The sequence below is a fragment of the Streptomyces sp. NPDC006235 genome (assembly GCF_040613735.1).
Classification (GTDB): domain Bacteria; phylum Actinomycetota; class Actinomycetes; order Streptomycetales; family Streptomycetaceae; genus Streptomyces.
In genome coordinates this window covers 12,617-28,066 of record NZ_JBEXSR010000046.1, presented here as the reverse complement: position 1 = coordinate 28,066, position 15,450 = coordinate 12,617, and the positions used below count along the sequence as shown (strand labels likewise).

Here is a 15,450-nt window from a genome sequence, read left to right as displayed (position 1 = left end):
GAGTTCGCCCCACCGGGGGCTACGAGATCGCCCGCTCGGCCTGTTCGGCGTACATCTTGGCGATCACCGCCTCGATGTCCGGCTCCCGCACCGACAGGTCCACCAGCGGGTACTGCGCGGCGATCCGCGCGACGAGCGGTGCCGCCGACTCCGAAGCCGGGAACGCCAGCCACTGGCGCGGACCGTCCACCCGGACGACCCGGGCGGGTGCCGGGGCGTCGATCGGCGGCAGTTCCCGCTCCAGGTCCACCACCAGGGTCCGCTCGCTCTCCCCCGCCTCGTGCAGCCCGGCCAGCGGGCCGTCGTACATCAGGCGCCCGTGGTCGATGACCATCACCCGCTTGCACAACTGCTCGATGTCCTGGAGGTCGTGCGTGGTCAGCAGCACCGTCGTGCCCCGCTCGGCGTTCAACTCCCGCAGGAACTCCCGCACCTTGGACTTGGACACGACGTCTAGGCCGATGGTCGGCTCGTCGAGGTACAGCACCTCCGGGTCGTGCAGCAGGGCCGCCGCGATGTCGCCGCGCATGCGCTGCCCGAGCGAGAGCTGCCGTACCGGCACGTCCAGCAGGTCGCCCAGGTCGAGGAGTTCGACCAGACGGCCGAGGTTCTCGCGGTAACGGGCGTCCGGGATCCGGTACATGCGGTGCATCAGCCGGTAGGAGTCGACCAGCGGCAGGTCCCACCACAGCGTCGTCCGCTGCCCGAACACCACGCCGATGCGGTGCGCGAGCCGGGTGCGTTCGCGGGAGGGGTCGATGCCGGCGACCCGGAGCCGGCCGGCGCTCGGGGTGAGGATGCCGGTCAGCATCTTGATCGTGGTCGACTTGCCGGCGCCGTTCGGGCCGATGTAGCCGACCATCTCGCCGCGTTGCACGCGGAAGGAGATCGAGTCGACGGCCCTCACCTGCCGCCGTTCCCGTTTCATGAAGCCGGTCTTCTTGCGCACGTCGAAGACCTTCTCGACGCCGTCGAGTTCGATGAACCCGCCGTCCACACCGTCCATGCCGCCGTCCACACCGTCCAAGCCGTCCGACACCGTCAACTCCCTGTACTCCGGTAGGAACGAAGCCCCACCCGCCACACCAGCCCCGCCAGCACACAGCACGCCACCGCCACCAGGGGCGATGCGAAGGCCGTCCACTGCGGCAGCGCGATCGGGTACGGCCGGCCCAGCACATAGGTGGCGGGGACCCAGTTGACGAAGGCGAGCGGCAGCATGAAGGTCACGCCGCGCACCAGGTCCTTGCCGAACACGGTCGGCGGATACTGCAGCAGCGTGGTCCCGCCGTACGTGAACGCGTTCTGCACCTCGGCGGCGTCCTGGGCGACGATCTGGAAGGTCGCGCCCGCCACGAACACCGCCGAGAAGATCGCCGCGCCGCTGATCACCATCACCGGCACCAGCAGCACCTTCGGCGCGCTCCAGTCGACGTCGACCGAGACCAGCGCCCAGCCCAGGACCACCGCGCCCTGAGTGATCCGCCCCAGGCGGCGCAGCGCGAAAAGGTCGGCGCCGACCTGGGCGAGCACCGGCGCGGGACGCACCAGCAGGATGTCGAACGAGCCGTCGCGGATCCGGGAACCCAGGACGTCCATCGAGCCGAGCACCAGGTCGGCGATCCCGAACGCCGTCACCGACAGCCCGTACAGGAAGGCGATCTCGGGCAGTGACCAGCCGCCCAGCGAGTCGACCTGCGAGAACATCAGCAGGATCCCCACGAAGTCCAGGCCGGTCACCGCCAGGTTGCCGAACACCGTCACGACGAAGGAGGTGCGGTAGGTCATGCTGGAGCGCACCCACATCCCGGCGATCAACCGGTAGGCCCGCAGCCCCTCCAGCAGGACGCTCCGCTCACCCACCCTGCACCACCACCCGCCGCGTCGCGGCCGACTGCAGCAGCCGCCCCGCCGCCAGCAGCGCCACCGCCCACGCCGCCTGGAAGGCGAACGCCCCGAGCGGGTCGGTCTCCCCCATCAGCACATCCGCCGGCATCTGGATCTGCGCCGCCCACGGCAGCACTCGCACGATGTCGCCGAACACGCCCGGGAAGGCGTTCAGCGGCAGCACCATGCCGGAGAAGAAGATGCCCGTGATCATCAGCACCTGGTTGACGCCCATGCCGTCCATCAGCCAGAACGCGCTCAAGGCCACCAGGAAGCGGAGCGCGAAGCTCACCACCGCCGCCAGCAGCAGCGTGACCACGAAGGCTGCCCAGGGGGTGACCGACGTCGGCAGCGCCATGGGGAAGAACACCGCGCCGAACACGAAGGGGACGACGCCCCGCCCCAGCATCTGGAACAGCGCCCGCCCCACATCGCCCGCCAGCCACCACAGCTGGAGATCGGCCGGCCGGTACAGGTCGACGGCGATCTCACCGGTGCGGATGCGCTCCATCAGGTCCTTCTCGGCGCCGCCGCCCTGGATGGCGAGGGTCGCGTACAGGCACTGTCCCAGCCACACATAGGTCACGGCCTGCGCCTGGTCGTACCCTCCCAGATGCGGCTTCTCGTCCCACAGCGCCAGGTACGTGTAGACGAGGATGACGCCGAAGACCGTGTTGGTGAACACCCCGGCCACCGTGGCCGCCCGATATGTCGCGTACCGCCTGAAGCCCCCAGCCGCGACGGCCAGGTACAACCGTCCCGAGCCCACATCCACAGCCCTCCTCGCCGCCGGGCACCGAAGCGCAGGAGCCTAGTGGAGCGGCGATCACGCGTGCCACGCAATTTCGAGGAGCGGTTCAGGCGCCGCGGGGCGAGTGCGCACCGGCCCAGACGGTACGATCCGTTGCGTCCGCGTGGGCCGAGGCGCCCGTGGCCAGGGCGAGCAGTCGCATCGTCGTGTCCCCCTTCAGGCGAATCTCGTGCACGCGGGATCGCGATACGAACAGGCGCGCAGGATGGCTCACTTCTTCCTGCGTCCGGCTGGGCGCTCGCCCGCACAGGCCCGTCCCGCCGCCCGGCTCACGACACGGCCCTCGGTCAGGGAACTGATCGCCGGATGGGACAGTCTTCATCACAGGGGCGCAAGAGCGAGCAGAGACGTACGGGAACGACGTACGACGCGAAACAGGAGTCCGTGCACGACATGAGTGACGAGCCGCAGCCGCAGCAGCCGACACCGGGCTGGGCACCGAGAGAGCCGCAGGCGGACGGCGACCCGGCCACGCCGCAGGCCCGGCCGGCCGGGAAACCGAAGCGCACCGGCTGGCGCCGGATCATCCCGACGTGGCGCATGACGCTCGGCGCCTTCCTCATCGTCGCCCTGCTGCTGGTCGGCGGCTTCTTCCTCGGCTACTCGCTGGTGAAGATCCCGCCGGCCAACGCGCTCGCCACCAAGCAGGCCAACGTCTACCTGTACGCGGACGGCTCGGTGATCGCCCGCGACGGTGAGATCAACCGGGAGAACGTCACACTCCCGCGGATCTCCAAGGACGCCCAGCACGCGATCCTGGCCGCCGAGGACCGCGACTTCTACACCGAGTCCGCCGTCGACCCCAAGGCCATGCTCCGCGCGGCCTGGAACACGGCCCTCGGCAAGGGCAAGCAGTCCGGCTCCACGATCACGCAGCAGTACGTGAAGAACTACTACCTGCGCCAGGACCAGACCCTCACGCGCAAGGCCAAGGAATTCTTCATCGCGATCAAGCTGGACCGCGAGGTCAGCAAGGACCACATCCTCGAGGGCTACCTCAACACCAGCTACTTCGGCCGCAACGCCTACGGCATCCAGGCCGCCGCCCAGGCGTACTACGGCATGGACGCCTCGGACCTCGACCCGGCCCGCGCCGCCTACCTCGCCGCGCTCGTCAACGCGCCCAGCCAGTACGACGTCGTCGCCCACCCCGAGAACCGCAAGGCCGCCGAGTCCCGCTGGAACTACGTCCTGGACGGCATGGTCAAGAAGGGCTGGCTCACCGAGTCCAAGCGGGCCGGCATGAAGTTCCCGGTGCCGAAGGAGTCCACCCTGTCCACCGGCATGTCCGGGCAGCGCGGCTACATCGTGCGGACGGTCAAGGACTACCTCACCCAGAACAAGATCATCGACGAGAGCCGGCTCGACGCCGGCGGCTACCGCATCACCACGACGCTCCAGAAGCCCCGGCAGGACGCGTTCGTGAAGGCCGTCAACGACAAGCTGATGGACAAGCTCGACAAGAAGAACAAGGTCGACACCTACGTTCGCGCGGGCGGCGCCGCCGTCGACCCGAAGAACGGCGAGGTCGTGGCGATGTACAACGGCATCGACTACGTCAAGCAGTACACCCCCAACGCCACCCGCAGGGACTTCCAGGTCGGCTCCACCTTCAAGCCGTTCGTGTTCACCGCGGCCGTCGAGAACCACTCGGAGACCCAGGACGGCCGCGTGATCACCCCGAACACCATCTACGACGGCACCAACAAGCGCCCCGTCCAGGGCTGGACCGGCGACCCGTACGCCCCGGAGAACGAGGACCAGGTCTCCTACGGCGACGTCACCGTCACCGAGGCCACCGACAAGTCCGTGAACTCGGTGTACGCGCAGATGGCCGCCGACGTCGGCCCCCAGAAGGTCAAGCAGACCGCGATCGACCTCGGCGTCCCCGAGAACACCCCCGACCTCGCCGACGGCCCCGCCATCGCGCTCGGCACGGCCACCGCCAGCGTCCTCGACATGGCGGAGGCGTACGCCACGCTCGCCAACCACGGCCGGCACGGCACGTACACGATGGTCAAGAAGGTCACCAAGGAGGGCTCGCCGATCGACCTGCCCGAGCGGCGCACCCGGCAGGCCGTGAGCCGCGAGGCCGCCGACACCACCACCTCGGTCCTGCGCAGCGTCGTCCAGAACGGCACGGCCTCCGCCGCGCAGGCCGCGGGCCGCCCCGCCGCCGGCAAGACCGGCACCGCCGAGGAGGACACCGCGGCCTGGTTCGCGGGCTACACCCCCGACCTCGCCACGGTCGTCGCCGTCATGGGCCAGGACCCGGTCACCGCCGCCCACAAGTCGCTGTACAACGCGATGGGCCTGGACCGCGTCAACGGCGGCGGGCCGCCGGCCGAGATCTGGGCCCAGTTCACCCGGGACGCCCTGAAGAACAAGCCGGTCACCGACTTCGACCTCAGGCTCCAGCCCGGCGCCGACGTCTCCCAGGCCCCCGGCACCGAGCCCCCGGCCGACCCGACCACGGGCGGCACCACCGACGGCGGCAGCACCTCCAGCGGCGGCCAGGAGACCGGCACCGAGACGCCCGGCCAGTCCCCGAGCGCGCCCGAGGGCCAGACCGAGGGCCAGAGTGACGGCGGCACCACCGACGGCGGCACCGGCGGCGAGTCCCCGACCGGCGGCGGCACCGCGGACGGCGGCACCGGCGACGGCGGCACCGCCACCGACGGCGGCACGACCGACGGCGGCACGACGGAGGGCGGCGGCGACGAGACCGACGGCGGGAACACGGGCGGCCCGACCGGCCCCGGCTGGGGCGTGGTCCCGCAGGGCGCCCGCCGCGAATAGATCAGTGACCGCTGGTCGCCTGGATCAGTGACCGCTGGTCGCCTTCAGACCCACCACGGCGACCAGCAGCAGGCACACGAAGAAGATCCGGGCGGCGGTCGCCGGCTCCCCCAGCACGGCCATGCCGAACACCGCCGCCCCGGCCGCCCCGATACCCACCCACACGCCGTAGGCGGTACCGATGGGCAGGGTCTTGGCCGCCTGGGACAGCAGCAGCATGCTGGCGACGATGCCGGCGCCGGTGAGAACGCTGGGGAGCGGGCGCGTGAAGCCGTCGGTGTACTTCATACCGACGGACCACCCGACTTCGAGCAGACCGGCGACGACGAGCAGAACCCAGGCCATGACGGGCACCTCCGGGAAACGGGCTGACGGTGGGGTGCGTCGTCTTTGCCTTCGTCCCGGTACGGCGCGTCTCGTCGGGGGTCCCTCCAACGTAGCAAAGCGACGGCGAAGGGGCCGGTGACTCCCGTCACCGGCCCCTTCGCCGTCGCTGTCCGGACTGCAGCCGGACTACAGATAGAGGCCCGTCGAGTCCTCCGAGCCCTCGAACCGGTCCGCGGCCACGGCGTGCAGATCACGCTCGCGCATGAGCACGTACGCGATACCGCGCACCTCGACCTCGGCGCGGTCCTCCGGGTCGAACAGAACCCGGTCGCCCGGCTCCACGGTCCGTACGTTCTGCCCCACCGCCACGACCTCGGCCCAGGCCAGCCGCCGGCCGACCGCCGCCGTGGCGGGGATCAGGATGCCGCCGCCGGAACGCCGCTCGCCCTCGCTGGTGTCCTGCCGCACGAGTACGCGGTCGTGCAGCATCCGGATCGGCAGCTTGTCAGGATGGGTGCTGTGCTCGTTTCTCTTGGCGCTCACGCCCTGAAACCTACCTGTCTTCCCCGGGGACGTACGCGGTCGGGTCAGCCTTTGCGACGCCGCGTGCCGACGGCGAGCAGCCCGACCACGCCGACGACGACGAGCGCGACGGGCACGACCCGCTCCAGCCGCGGCGCCCCGTCCTCGTCCACGAACCGGGCGCGCACGTCCGTGACGGCCCGGTTGACCTCCACGTACGCCCGCCCGAGGGTGTGATCGATGTTGGACGCGACCTTGGCCTTGGCGTCCCCGACGATGGTCTTCGGGTGCACCCGCACCCCGATCTCGTCGAGGGTCTCGGCCAGGGTCGCGCGGCGGCGCCTGATGTCCGCCTCGATCTGCGCCGGGGTCCTGGTGTCCGCCGTGTCCGCCACCGTGTCGCCTCCGAAGTCGGTATGAAGCCTGTGCCGGACAGTCTGTCAGCTCCACGGCTCATCGCACTGTCAGGACCCCCGGTTACCCTGGTCCGATGAGCGAGCGACTCCAGCCGGGGGACGTGGCCCCCGCCTTCACCCTTCCCGACGCCGACGGCACCGAGGTGTCCCTGTCGGACCACAAGGGCCGCAAGGTCATCGTGTACTTCTACCCGGCCGCCCTCACCCCCGGCTGCACCAAGCAGGCCTGCGACTTCACGGACAACCTGGAGCTGCTGGCCGGCGCGGGCTACGAGGTGATCGGCATCTCCCCCGACAAGCCCGAGAAGCTGGCCAAGTTCCGCGACAAGGAGTCCCTGAAGGTCACGCTGCTGGCCGACCCGGACAAGCAGGTCCTGGACGCCTACGGCGCCTTCGGTGAGAAGAAGAACTACGGCAAGACCTACATGGGCGTCATCCGCTCCACGATCGTCGTGGACGAGGAGGGCAAGGTCGAGCGCGCGCTGTACAACGTCCGGGCGACGGGGCACGTGGCGAAGATCATCAAGGATCTGGGGATCTGAAGCGTCTCAGCTTTCTGGAACGGCTCGTACCGGAATGCTCCGGCACGAGCCGTTCCGCATGTCCGGCGTGACTGTCCGATAAACGGTTCGTTACTCCGTGCGAGAGGCGTTGGTGCGGTTGGGGGTGGATCCGGGGAGCGCCACGCGGGACTACCTCAGGCAGCGGATGAAGAAGCTGGGGGTGGACACCTCTCACTTCGTGCGGGAGGGGAGCAAGTGGACCAGGGAGATCCTGCAAGCAGCTGTGTCCGCCTCGGCCAGCACGAATGATGTGCTGCGTCATCTCGGGCTCGAGCTGGTCGGGGGACATCACACGCACATCAGTCGCCGCATCAAGGCCTACGGCATCGACACATCGCATTTCGTGCCTGTGGTCCGCACGGAGAGGATGAGGCACAACCAGCGTCGTCGGGCCGCTGACGAAATCCTCGTCAAGGACACGTCGACGCATGCCAGACGGGTCCCGAGTGCCCGACTCAATAGGGCGATGCGCGAACTGGGCATCGAGGAGCGCTGCGCTCTGTGCGGCCTCGAAGCGGTCTGGCTGGGGAAAACGCTGCCCTTGGAGGTCGACCACATCGACGGCGACTGGCGGAACAACCGGGTCGAGAATGTTCGGTTCCTCTGCCCCAACTGTCACTCGACGACGGACAGTTACCGAGGGCGCGGCAAAGGATGCGCGCGGGACCGTGCCTCATGAGCACGTCTCCCTCGCAAAGGTGCTGCGCCACCTTGGGCGGCCGGACAACGGCGGGCAGCGGGCGATGTTGCGCCAGTGGATCAGCCAGCAGCGCATCGACACGGCGCATTTTCTGGGACAGGCACACAACCGGGGCAAACCGGGAACGATCCCGGCCAAGCGCCCCGAGGTGATTTTGGTCCGGCACGACGGCAAGCGTGCGCGCGGTGTGGCATCGGCCCCGAGCGGCTCGGCAGGCCCATGACGCTGGAGGTCGATCACATCAACGGGACTGGAGCGACGACCGGCGCGAGAACCTGCGGCTGCTGTGCCCGAATTGCCACGCGATCACCAGGACGTGGTGCCGAGGAGGCCGCCGAGCGGTCCACCAGGCCAAGTAGAGTAGGCAGCGCTGTGGGCCCGTACCCCAGCTGGCAAGAGGGCGCCGGTTTAGGTCCGGTGTGTCGTGGGTTCGAGTCCCACCGGGCTCATCCACGAAGGGCGCACCACTCAGTGGGGCGCCCTTCTTCCATGCCGTCAGCCGAGCAGTTCCCGCACCACCGGCACCAATGCCCGAAACGCCTTCCCCCGATGGCTGATCGCGTTCTTCTCCTGTGGAGTCAGCTGCGCGCACGTCCGTGTCTCGCCCTCCGGCTGGAGGATCGGGTCGTAGCCGAAGCCGCCCGTACCTGTCGGCTCGTGGCGCAGGACGCCCCGCAGTTGGCCTTCCACCACCCGCTCCGTGCCGTCCGGCAGGGCCAGGGCCGCCGCGCAGGCGAAGTGGGCGCCGCGGTGTTCTTCGGCGATGTCGGAGAGCTGGGCGAGGAGGAGGTCCAGGTTGGCCTTGTCGTCGCCGTGGCGGCCGGACCAGCGGGCGGAGAAGATGCCGGGGGCACCGTTCAGGACGTCGACGCACAGGCCCGAGTCGTCGGCGACGGCCGGGAGGCCTGTCGCCGAGGCCAGGGCGTGGGCCTTCAGCAGGGCGTTCTCCGCGAAGGTGACGCCGGTTTCCTTGACGTCGGGGATGTCGGGGTAGGCGTCGGCCCCGACGAGCTCATGGGGCAGCCCGGCTTCGGCGAGGATCGCGCGCAGTTCGGTGATCTTTCCGGCGTTGCGGGTGGCGAGGATCAGACGACTCATGGCCCCCAGTATCGCCGCAGCCGCGCCCCGTCAGGGGCGCGGGGAACTGCGCGACCAGCCACCACGGACCCGCACCCACCCACCGACACATCCCGGCAGACGAGAAGCCCTGCCCAGCGAGCGCAACGTCAGGGCGTGCAGACCTTCGTCAGTTCGCCCGCCGCGTCCGTAACCGGGCTGATGTCGGGGGTCTCGTCGCCGTTCTTGACCGCCGTACGGACGTTGCCGACGGCCTTGTTGAGGTCGTCGACCGCCTTGTTGACGTCCGCGTTGTCGGTCTTGTCGCCGATCTTGGTCAGGTTCTTGTCGATGGAGTCGAGGGACTCGTCGAGCTGCGTCGGGTCGTTCGCGGCGTTGTCCACGGCCTGCTGGAGTTCCGTGACGCTGTCGGCGATGGCGTCGGCGGTCTGGACGCAGTCCAGCGCCTTGTCGACGGCGGCGCAGCCGGTGGTGAGTCCGGCGGTCAGCGCGACGGCCGCCAGGGTGGCGGCGACGGCGGCGGTGCGGCGTCGGCGGCGGCTCGCGGCCATGGAACGGTCCCTCTCGTCGGTCGGGCCGGGCGGCCCGTGTGGCTGGCCGGACGCACAGGGATGAGCCGTGCGCCCGTACTCCTTCAGACGCGAGTGTGCTCGGCGCGGTTGCCCGGGCCGAGCACCTGTCTTGGCGCGCCCTTTACTTTTCGAGGACGGTATCAAGCGCGGTGCGCTGGTGGGCGGCGAGTTCCGTGCAGCCGGCGACGGCGAGGTCGAGGAGGGCGTTGAGTTCGTCGCGGGCGAAGGGTTCGGCTTCGGCGGTGCCCTGGACCTCGACGAAGCGGCCGTCGCCGGTGCAGACGACGTTCATGTCGGTGTCGGCCTTGACGTCTTCCTCGTAGCAGAGGTCGAGGAGGGGGACGCCGCCGACGATGCCGACGGAGACGGCGCTGACGGTGCCGGTGAGGGGCTGGCGGCCGGCCTTGATGAGCTTCTTGCGCTGGGCCCAGGCGACGGCGTCGGCCAGTGCCACGTAGGCACCGGTGATGGCGGCGGTGCGGGTGCCGCCGTCGGCCTGGAGGACGTCGCAGTCGAGGACGATGGTGTTCTCGCCGAGGGCTTTGTAGTCGATGACGGCACGCAGGGAGCGGCCGATGAGGCGACTGATCTCGTGGGTGCGGCCGCCGATGCGGCCCCTGACGGACTCGCGGTCGCCGCGGGTGTTGGTGGAGCGGGGCAGCATGGAGTATTCGGCGGTGACCCAGCCTTCACCGCTGCCCTTGCGCCAGCGCGGGACGCCTTCGGTGACGGAGGCGGTGCAGAAGACCTTGGTGTCGCCGAAGGCGATGAGGACGGAGCCTTCGGCGTGCTTGCTCCAGCCGCGTTCGATGGTGATCGGGCGGAGTTGCTGGGGGGTGCGGCCGTCGATTCGAGACATGCCGCTGAGCCTATCCGTACATACGGAAGGGGCCCCTCCCGCGGTGGGGAGGGGCCCTCACGACTGACCTTCGGGGTCTGTCAGGGGGTGAAGCCCGGGACGATCCCCGCTCTTCACATCAGGTCTTCGATCTCCGCGGCGATGGGGTCGGCGTCGGTGCCGATGACGACCTGGATCGCGGTGCCCATCTTGACGACGCCGTGGGCGCCGGCGGCTTTCAGGGCGGCCTCGTCGACCTTGGCGGGGTCCACGACCTCGGTGCGGAGGCGGGTGATGCAGCCTTCGACCTCTTCGATGTTGTCGATGCCGCCGAGCCCGGCAACGATCTTCTCAGCCTTGGTGGCCATGTTCGTTCTCCCTGATCCGAACCGCTTTGTCGCAGTAACCCACAGTTGACCCAACTTTGCGAGCGGTCATGTCGTGCGTGCCGAAGGATGGCGTCACGTCAGTGTGCGACCGTCCGTTCGACTGGTCTACACCACGAGCCTGCCTCTCGACAAAGGGACCGGGAATGAGTGCCGACAGCCCCGCCTGCACCGAGGCCGCCGTGAGTCCTGCCCGCGCTCGCTGGAACCAGCTGCTCCAGGGGCTTCAGAAGATGGGACGCAGCCTTCAGCTGCCGATCGCGGTGCTGCCGGCGGCGGGCATCCTCAACCGGCTGGGGCAGCCTGATGTGTTCGGGGACGAGGGGCTGGGCTGGGCTGGGCTGGGCTGGGCTGGACGAACGTCTCGAAGGTGATGGTGGGGGCGGGCGGGGCGCTGCTGGACAGTTCGCTGGGGCTGCCGTTGCTGTTCTGTGTGGGCGTTGCGATCGGGAGGGCGAGGAAGTCGGGCGGTTCGACGGCGCTGGCGGCGGTGGGCGTGGGGCGCGGGTGTCTTCCCCGGGTGGCGAACCGGGCGCTGCTGGTGATCGGGCTGCACCAGTTCCTGAACGTGCCCATCTGGTTCCAGTTCGGTTCGTACACCAAGCCGGACGGCACGGTGGTGCACGGCGACATCAACATGTTCCTGGCGGGGGATCCGGACGCCGGGCAGTTCACCACGGGGTTCTCACCGTGCGAAGCCGCACCGGCGCAAGGAGATCGGCCGTCTGATGCTGCCGGTGGCGCCGACGTCGTTCGTCATGGGCATCACCGAGCCGATCGAGTACTCGTTCCGCTTCGTCGCGCCGGCGCTGTACGCGGTGCACGCGCTGTTGACGGGTGTGTCGACGGCGGTGACCTGGGGGCTGGGCGTGAAGGACGGGTTCAGCTTCTCGGCGGGGCTGATCGACTACGTCATCAACTGGAATCTGGCGGCCAGACCGTGGCTGATCGTCCCGGTCGGCGTGGGCTTCGCGCTCCTCTACTACATGATCTTCCGGTTCGCGATCACGACGCTCGACCCGAGGACTCCGGGGCGTGAGCCCGAGGAGGACGTCGAGGACAGCGCCAAGGCGTGATCGTCGCAGTGGGCGGAATTCGCGGGTTCCACTCGTTCGGCCTACCGTGCTACAACTGGTCTACACCACTCACTGGTGGAGGTCGCGCGGTGCCCTTGTGAACCGCGTTCCCCTTTTGAGACGCCGCCGTCCCCCGTCGAACTCTTCCTGGGCGGCGCCGTGCCCCATGGAGGAAGTTCATGTCCACAGCCACAGCCGCGCCCGCGAGCCCGAAGAAGGGCTCTGCGGTGATGGCGGTCCTGCAGCGTATCGGCCGCAGCCTCATGCTGCCCGTCGCCGTGCTGCCGGCCGCCGCGCTCCTGGTCCGCCTCGGCAACACCGACATGCTCGGGCGGGAGTCGTTCCCGGAGTTCATCACCAAGATCGCGGGCTTCATGAGCGCGGGCGGCAACGCGATCCTCGACAACATGCCGCTGCTGTTCGCCGTGGGCATCGCGATCGGCTTCGCGAAGAAGTCGGACGGCTCGACAGCTCTCGCCGCCGTCGTCGGTTACCTGGTCTTCAAGGGCGTCCTGGCCACGTTCACCGACCCGACCCTGCCGCAGGTGGCGGCGGAGGTCGACGGCAAGGCCGTGATGGTGGACGCCCCGGCCGACGCCAAGGTGCTCGGCGGTGTGGTGATGGGCCTCGTCGTCGCCCTGCTCTATCAGCGCTTCTACCGCACCAAGCTGCCCGACTGGGCGGGCTTCTTCGGCGGTCGCCGCCTGGTGCCGATCCTGTCCGCCTTCGCGGGCCTGGCCATCGGCATCGTCTTCGGTTACATATGGCCGGTCCTCGGTACGGCCCTGCACAACTTCGGTGAGTGGCTGGTCGGCTCCGGAGCCGTCGGCGCGGGCATCTTCGGCGTCGCCAACCGGGCACTGATCCCGGTGGGCATGCACCACCTGCTGAACTCCTTCCCCTGGCTCCAGGCCGGCTCCTACGAGGGCAAGAGCGGCGACATCGCACGCTTCCTGGCCGGTGACCCGAACGCCGGGCAGTTCATGACCGGCTTCTTCCCGATCATGATGTTCGCCCTGCCGGCCGCCTGCCTCGCCATCGTGCACTGCGCCCGGCCCGAGCGCCGCAAGGTCATCGGCGGCATGATGTTCTCCCTCGCGCTGACCTCCTTCGTCACCGGTGTCACCGAGCCGATCGAGTTCACGTTCATGTTCATCGCCCCGGTGCTGTACGCGATCCACGCCGTGCTCACGGGTGTCTCGTTGGCGCTGACCTGGGCGCTGGGGATGAGGGACGGCTTCGGCTTCTCGGCAGGCGCGATCGACTTCGCTCTGAACCTGGGCATCGCGACCAACCCGTGGGGCCTGGCGCTGGTGGGCCTGTGCTTCGCGGCGGTCTACTACGTGGTCTTCCGCTTCGCGATCACGAAGTTCAACCTGCCGACGCCGGGGCGCGAGTCCGACGAGGAACTCGCCGAGCTGCAGAAGGCGGAGGCGAAGTAGTCCGCCCCCCCCCCGCACACGCTGAAGGCCCCGGAACCGCTTCGGTTCCGGGGCCTCTTCGTACTCGGGTACTCGGGTGCTCAGGTGCTCATACGTCGTACGTCTGCCGCGGCGCCGCGAGGTCCACCGGACCGTCGTACACCGCGCGGGCGTCGGCCAGGTTGGCCTGCGGGTCCGTCCACGGCGGGATGTGCGTGAGGACCAGGCGCCGGGCACCTGCCCGGGCCGCCGTCTCGCCCGCCTCGCGGCCGTTGAGGTGCAGGTCGGGGATGTTCTCCTTGCCGTGCGTGAACGCCGCCTCGCACAGGAACAGGTCGGCGTCCCGGGCGAGTTCGTCCAGGGCGGGGCTCACGCCGGTGTCGCCGGAGTACGTCAGGACCTTGCCTTCGTGTTCGACGCGGATGCCGTACGCCTCCACGGGGTGGGCCACGCGCTCGGTGTGCACCGTGAACGGGCCGATCTCGAAGGTGGACGGCTTGACCGTGTGGAAGTCGAAGACCTCGCTCATCGAGGAGGCGGAAGGGGTGTCCGCGTAGGCGGTGGTCAGCCGGTGTTCCGTGCCTTCCGGTCCGAAGACGGGGAGCGGATCGCAGCGGCCGCCGTCGTGGCGGTAGTAGCGCGCGACGAAGTACGCGCACATGTCGATGCAGTGGTCGGCGTGCAGGTGGCTGAGGAAGATCGCGTCGAGGTCGTAGAGACCGCAGTGGCGCTGCAACTCGCCCAGGGCACCGTTGCCCATGTCGAGAAGCAGCCGGAAGCCGTCGGCCTCGACGAGGTAGCTCGAGCAGGCCGATTCCGCGGACGGGAACGACCCCGAGCAGCCGACGACGGTGAGCTTCATGAAGCAGAAACCTCCGCTGGCGGGATAAGTCTGAGAGGGGCGTCGGGGGTCGTGCGGTGCGTCGAGCGTAAGGCGCAAAACCTCCGGTCGCTCCTCCGCCAAGGGCTGTTGTGGGCGAACTCACCTGTGGTGTCACCGGTTCGGCTGGCAGCGCCGGGGGTGATCCTCGGGAGAAGGGCGCGGGGGAGGGATGGCGCCGGTAACGTCTCAGTATGGACACGTCCTGGTGGCTGGCGCTCGCCGCGGTGGTACTGCTCGCGCTCGTCGCCACGCTCGTCGACGGCTGGGGGCGGCGGTCGTCGGCGCGGCGGGGCCGGGCGGCGGCAGGGAGAGCCGCGGTGGCGGGGCTGCCGCAGCCGGCGGAGATCTGGTGGGCGGACGTCCCCTACGAGGACGAGGCCCGCACGAAGGACCGACCGTGCCTGGTCCTGGCGGTGCGCGGGGAGCGGGCGACCGTCGCGAAGATCACCACCCGGTTCCGGCACGAGCGCACCGGCGTGATCCCCCTCCCCCCGGGCTCGGTCGGCGACACCCAGGGCCGCGCGAGTTTCCTGGAGACGCACGAACTGCGGGAGGTCCCGGTGTGGGGCTTCCGGCGACGGATCGGGGTGGTGGACCCGGCGCTGTGGGATCAGGTGCGGTACCTGGCCGGCTAGAGCGGTACTTGGCCGGCCGAAGCCGGGCTTCTCTGCGCGGCGTCCCTGCGGGAACGTGCCGCCGGACCTGACGCGACGGCCGACCGCGACGACCGGTGCCCCGGGCGGGTCGCCCCGGGGCACAACAGCCGGACCCGGGCGGGTGCCCGGGCACGACGACCGGGACTCAGGCAGGCCAGCCGAGCGCAAGCAGCCGCGCGCGACGACCTCGCCGCCTCACACCGCGCCACGGACGGGTGGCCGCGCGCGACGACCGGACCCAAGCAGGCCAGCCGAGCGCAATCAGCCGCGCGCGACGACCTCGCCGCCTCACACCGCGCCCCGGGCGGTGGTCCCGGCCGTCGGCCGCCGCCCTCACCGCAGCCAGGGGAAATAGCAGGTGCGGCACCGGCGCGGCAGCGGGTGACCGCCCGGCACCTGGCCGGTTGCCGGCCAGGGCTCCTGGCGCTTCTGTCCGGCGTCCCCGCGGGGACATGCCGCAGAGCGGACGCGACGGCAAGGGTCTCGGCAGGGCACGGCGGCCGCGCGCGAGCAGCC

General features: G+C 69.8%; 16 protein-coding genes, 1 tRNA gene, 2 pseudogenes and 1 riboswitch. Of the genes and pseudogenes, 8 read left to right on the top strand and 11 right to left on the bottom strand.

The features are described 5' to 3' along the window. Positions 1 to 19: 19 nt before the first annotated feature. Genes ABZ192_RS36190 through ABZ192_RS36180 form a run of 3 tightly spaced genes read right to left on the bottom strand, consistent with a single transcriptional unit; the run spans position 20 to position 2,656 of the window. Positions 20 to 1,006, bottom strand: coding sequence for an ATP-binding cassette domain-containing protein (locus tag ABZ192_RS36190; protein WP_356928755.1), 987 nt, complete (start codon positions 1,004 to 1,006; stop codon positions 20 to 22). A gap of 35 nt (positions 1,007 to 1,041) precedes the next feature. Then, on the bottom strand, positions 1,042 to 1,863 hold the full coding sequence (locus ABZ192_RS36185; protein ID WP_356928707.1) for an ABC transporter permease: 822 nt from the start codon (positions 1,861 to 1,863) through the stop codon (positions 1,042 to 1,044). Next, complete coding sequence (locus tag ABZ192_RS36180) at positions 1,856 to 2,656, bottom strand: ABC-2 family transporter protein (RefSeq protein ID WP_356928706.1); 801 nt, start codon at positions 2,654 to 2,656, stop codon at positions 1,856 to 1,858. Before ABZ192_RS36180 ends, ABZ192_RS36185 begins: the two co-directional genes overlap by 8 nt. 435 nt (positions 2,657 to 3,091) lie before the next feature. On the opposite strand from ABZ192_RS36180, the gene ABZ192_RS36175 reads away from it, so the two are divergent. Then, positions 3,092 to 5,497 (top strand): transglycosylase domain-containing protein, encoded by a 2,406-nt coding sequence (locus ABZ192_RS36175; protein WP_356928705.1) that lies wholly within the window; start codon positions 3,092 to 3,094, stop codon positions 5,495 to 5,497. Between the two features lie 24 nt (positions 5,498 to 5,521). Here the strand turns inward: ABZ192_RS36175 and ABZ192_RS36170 are convergent, their stop codons facing one another. From ABZ192_RS36170 to ABZ192_RS36160, 3 genes are all read right to left on the bottom strand, one after another. Continuing rightward, entirely contained in the window at positions 5,522 to 5,842 is a 321-nt protein-coding gene (locus ABZ192_RS36170) for a multidrug efflux SMR transporter (protein ID WP_031140108.1), read from the bottom strand. A gap of 33 nt (positions 5,843 to 5,875) precedes the next feature. Next, positions 5,876 to 5,943, bottom strand: a riboswitch (guanidine-III (ykkC-III) riboswitch). A 67-nt stretch (positions 5,944 to 6,010) separates the two neighbouring features. Beyond that, on the bottom strand, positions 6,011 to 6,367 hold the full coding sequence (locus ABZ192_RS36165) for a co-chaperone GroES (RefSeq protein ID WP_010040015.1): 357 nt from the start codon (positions 6,365 to 6,367) through the stop codon (positions 6,011 to 6,013). A 44-nt stretch (positions 6,368 to 6,411) separates the two neighbouring features. Then, positions 6,412 to 6,741: a DUF3618 domain-containing protein gene (locus tag ABZ192_RS36160; RefSeq protein WP_356928704.1), complete on the bottom strand. Its 330-nt coding sequence runs from the start codon at positions 6,739 to 6,741 to the stop codon at positions 6,412 to 6,414. 95 nt (positions 6,742 to 6,836) lie between these two features. Here ABZ192_RS36160 and bcp point away from each other — a divergent pair, with 95 nt between their 5' ends. The 4 genes and pseudogenes from bcp to ABZ192_RS36140 all read left to right on the top strand — a co-directional run bounded on the left by bcp (position 6,837) and on the right by ABZ192_RS36140 (position 8,474). Then, a complete protein-coding gene (gene bcp, locus ABZ192_RS36155; RefSeq protein WP_037669081.1) occupies positions 6,837 to 7,304 on the top strand; it encodes a thioredoxin-dependent thiol peroxidase in 468 nt (155 codons plus the stop codon). 97 nt (positions 7,305 to 7,401) lie between these two features. Continuing rightward, positions 7,402 to 8,004 carry an HNH endonuclease gene (locus ABZ192_RS36150; RefSeq protein WP_356928703.1) on the top strand — a complete coding sequence of 201 codons (603 nt, stop codon included), beginning with the start codon at positions 7,402 to 7,404 and terminating at the stop codon, positions 8,002 to 8,004. Between the two features lie 4 nt (positions 8,005 to 8,008). Beyond that, positions 8,009 to 8,384: pseudogene (locus ABZ192_RS36145) on the top strand (HNH endonuclease); the annotation flags it as partial. A 15-nt stretch (positions 8,385 to 8,399) separates the two neighbouring features. Next, a tRNA-Leu gene (locus tag ABZ192_RS36140) sits at positions 8,400 to 8,474 on the top strand. Positions 8,475 to 8,520: 46 nt separating this feature from the next. Here ABZ192_RS36140 and rdgB read toward each other — a convergent pair. The 4 genes from rdgB to ABZ192_RS36120 all read right to left on the bottom strand — a co-directional run bounded on the left by rdgB (position 8,521) and on the right by ABZ192_RS36120 (position 10,880). Beyond that, a complete protein-coding gene (gene rdgB, locus ABZ192_RS36135; protein WP_356928702.1) occupies positions 8,521 to 9,123 on the bottom strand; it encodes an RdgB/HAM1 family non-canonical purine NTP pyrophosphatase in 603 nt (200 codons plus the stop codon). A 128-nt stretch (positions 9,124 to 9,251) separates the two neighbouring features. Continuing rightward, a complete protein-coding gene (locus tag ABZ192_RS36130; RefSeq protein WP_356928701.1) occupies positions 9,252 to 9,653 on the bottom strand; it encodes a hypothetical protein in 402 nt (133 codons plus the stop codon). A gap of 142 nt (positions 9,654 to 9,795) precedes the next feature. Next, complete coding sequence (rph, locus tag ABZ192_RS36125; RefSeq protein WP_356928700.1) at positions 9,796 to 10,533, bottom strand: ribonuclease PH; 738 nt, start codon at positions 10,531 to 10,533, stop codon at positions 9,796 to 9,798. A 113-nt stretch (positions 10,534 to 10,646) separates the two neighbouring features. Further along, on the bottom strand, positions 10,647 to 10,880 hold the full coding sequence (locus ABZ192_RS36120) for a PTS glucose/sucrose transporter subunit IIB (RefSeq protein ID WP_020270294.1): 234 nt from the start codon (positions 10,878 to 10,880) through the stop codon (positions 10,647 to 10,649). Between the two features lie 164 nt (positions 10,881 to 11,044). Between ABZ192_RS36120 and ABZ192_RS36115 the strand changes: the two are divergent. After that, a pseudogene (locus ABZ192_RS36115) lies at positions 11,045 to 11,974 on the top strand (PTS transporter subunit EIIC). A 179-nt stretch (positions 11,975 to 12,153) separates the two neighbouring features. Further along, complete coding sequence (locus ABZ192_RS36110; RefSeq protein WP_356928699.1) at positions 12,154 to 13,416, top strand: PTS transporter subunit EIIC; 1,263 nt, start codon at positions 12,154 to 12,156, stop codon at positions 13,414 to 13,416. Between the two features lie 88 nt (positions 13,417 to 13,504). Here the strand turns inward: ABZ192_RS36110 and ABZ192_RS36105 are convergent, their stop codons facing one another. Continuing rightward, the gene (locus ABZ192_RS36105; RefSeq protein ID WP_356928698.1) at positions 13,505 to 14,257 is read right to left on the bottom strand and encodes an MBL fold metallo-hydrolase; all 753 of its coding nucleotides are present in this window, start codon (positions 14,255 to 14,257) and stop codon (positions 13,505 to 13,507) included. A gap of 212 nt (positions 14,258 to 14,469) precedes the next feature. Here ABZ192_RS36105 and ABZ192_RS36100 point away from each other — a divergent pair, with 212 nt between their 5' ends. Then, positions 14,470 to 14,913 carry a type II toxin-antitoxin system PemK/MazF family toxin gene (locus tag ABZ192_RS36100; protein WP_356928697.1) on the top strand — a complete coding sequence of 148 codons (444 nt, stop codon included), beginning with the start codon at positions 14,470 to 14,472 and terminating at the stop codon, positions 14,911 to 14,913. The last annotated feature ends 537 nt before the right edge of the window (positions 14,914 to 15,450 follow it).

Coding starts and splice junctions, on each gene's coding strand:
- ABZ192_RS36100 (WP_356928697.1), top strand. CDS start 14,470: ATGGACACGTCCTGGTGGCTGGCGCTCGCCGCGGTGGTACTGCTCGCG.
- ABZ192_RS36130 (WP_356928701.1), bottom strand. CDS start 9,653: ATGGCCGCGAGCCGCCGCCGACGCCGCACCGCCGCCGTCGCCGCCACC.
- rph (WP_356928700.1), bottom strand. CDS start 10,533: ATGTCTCGAATCGACGGCCGCACCCCCCAGCAACTCCGCCCGATCACC.
- bcp (WP_037669081.1), top strand. CDS start 6,837: ATGAGCGAGCGACTCCAGCCGGGGGACGTGGCCCCCGCCTTCACCCTT.
- ABZ192_RS36120 (WP_020270294.1), bottom strand. CDS start 10,880: ATGGCCACCAAGGCTGAGAAGATCGTTGCCGGGCTCGGCGGCATCGAC.
- ABZ192_RS36110 (WP_356928699.1), top strand. CDS start 12,154: ATGTCCACAGCCACAGCCGCGCCCGCGAGCCCGAAGAAGGGCTCTGCG.
- ABZ192_RS36170 (WP_031140108.1), bottom strand. CDS start 5,842: ATGGCCTGGGTTCTGCTCGTCGTCGCCGGTCTGCTCGAAGTCGGGTGG.
- ABZ192_RS36105 (WP_356928698.1), bottom strand. CDS start 14,257: ATGAAGCTCACCGTCGTCGGCTGCTCGGGGTCGTTCCCGTCCGCGGAA.
- rdgB (WP_356928702.1), bottom strand. CDS start 9,123: ATGAGTCGTCTGATCCTCGCCACCCGCAACGCCGGAAAGATCACCGAA.
- ABZ192_RS36190 (WP_356928755.1), bottom strand. CDS start 1,006: ATGGACGGTGTGGACGGCGGGTTCATCGAACTCGACGGCGTCGAGAAG.
- ABZ192_RS36175 (WP_356928705.1), top strand. CDS start 3,092: ATGAGTGACGAGCCGCAGCCGCAGCAGCCGACACCGGGCTGGGCACCG.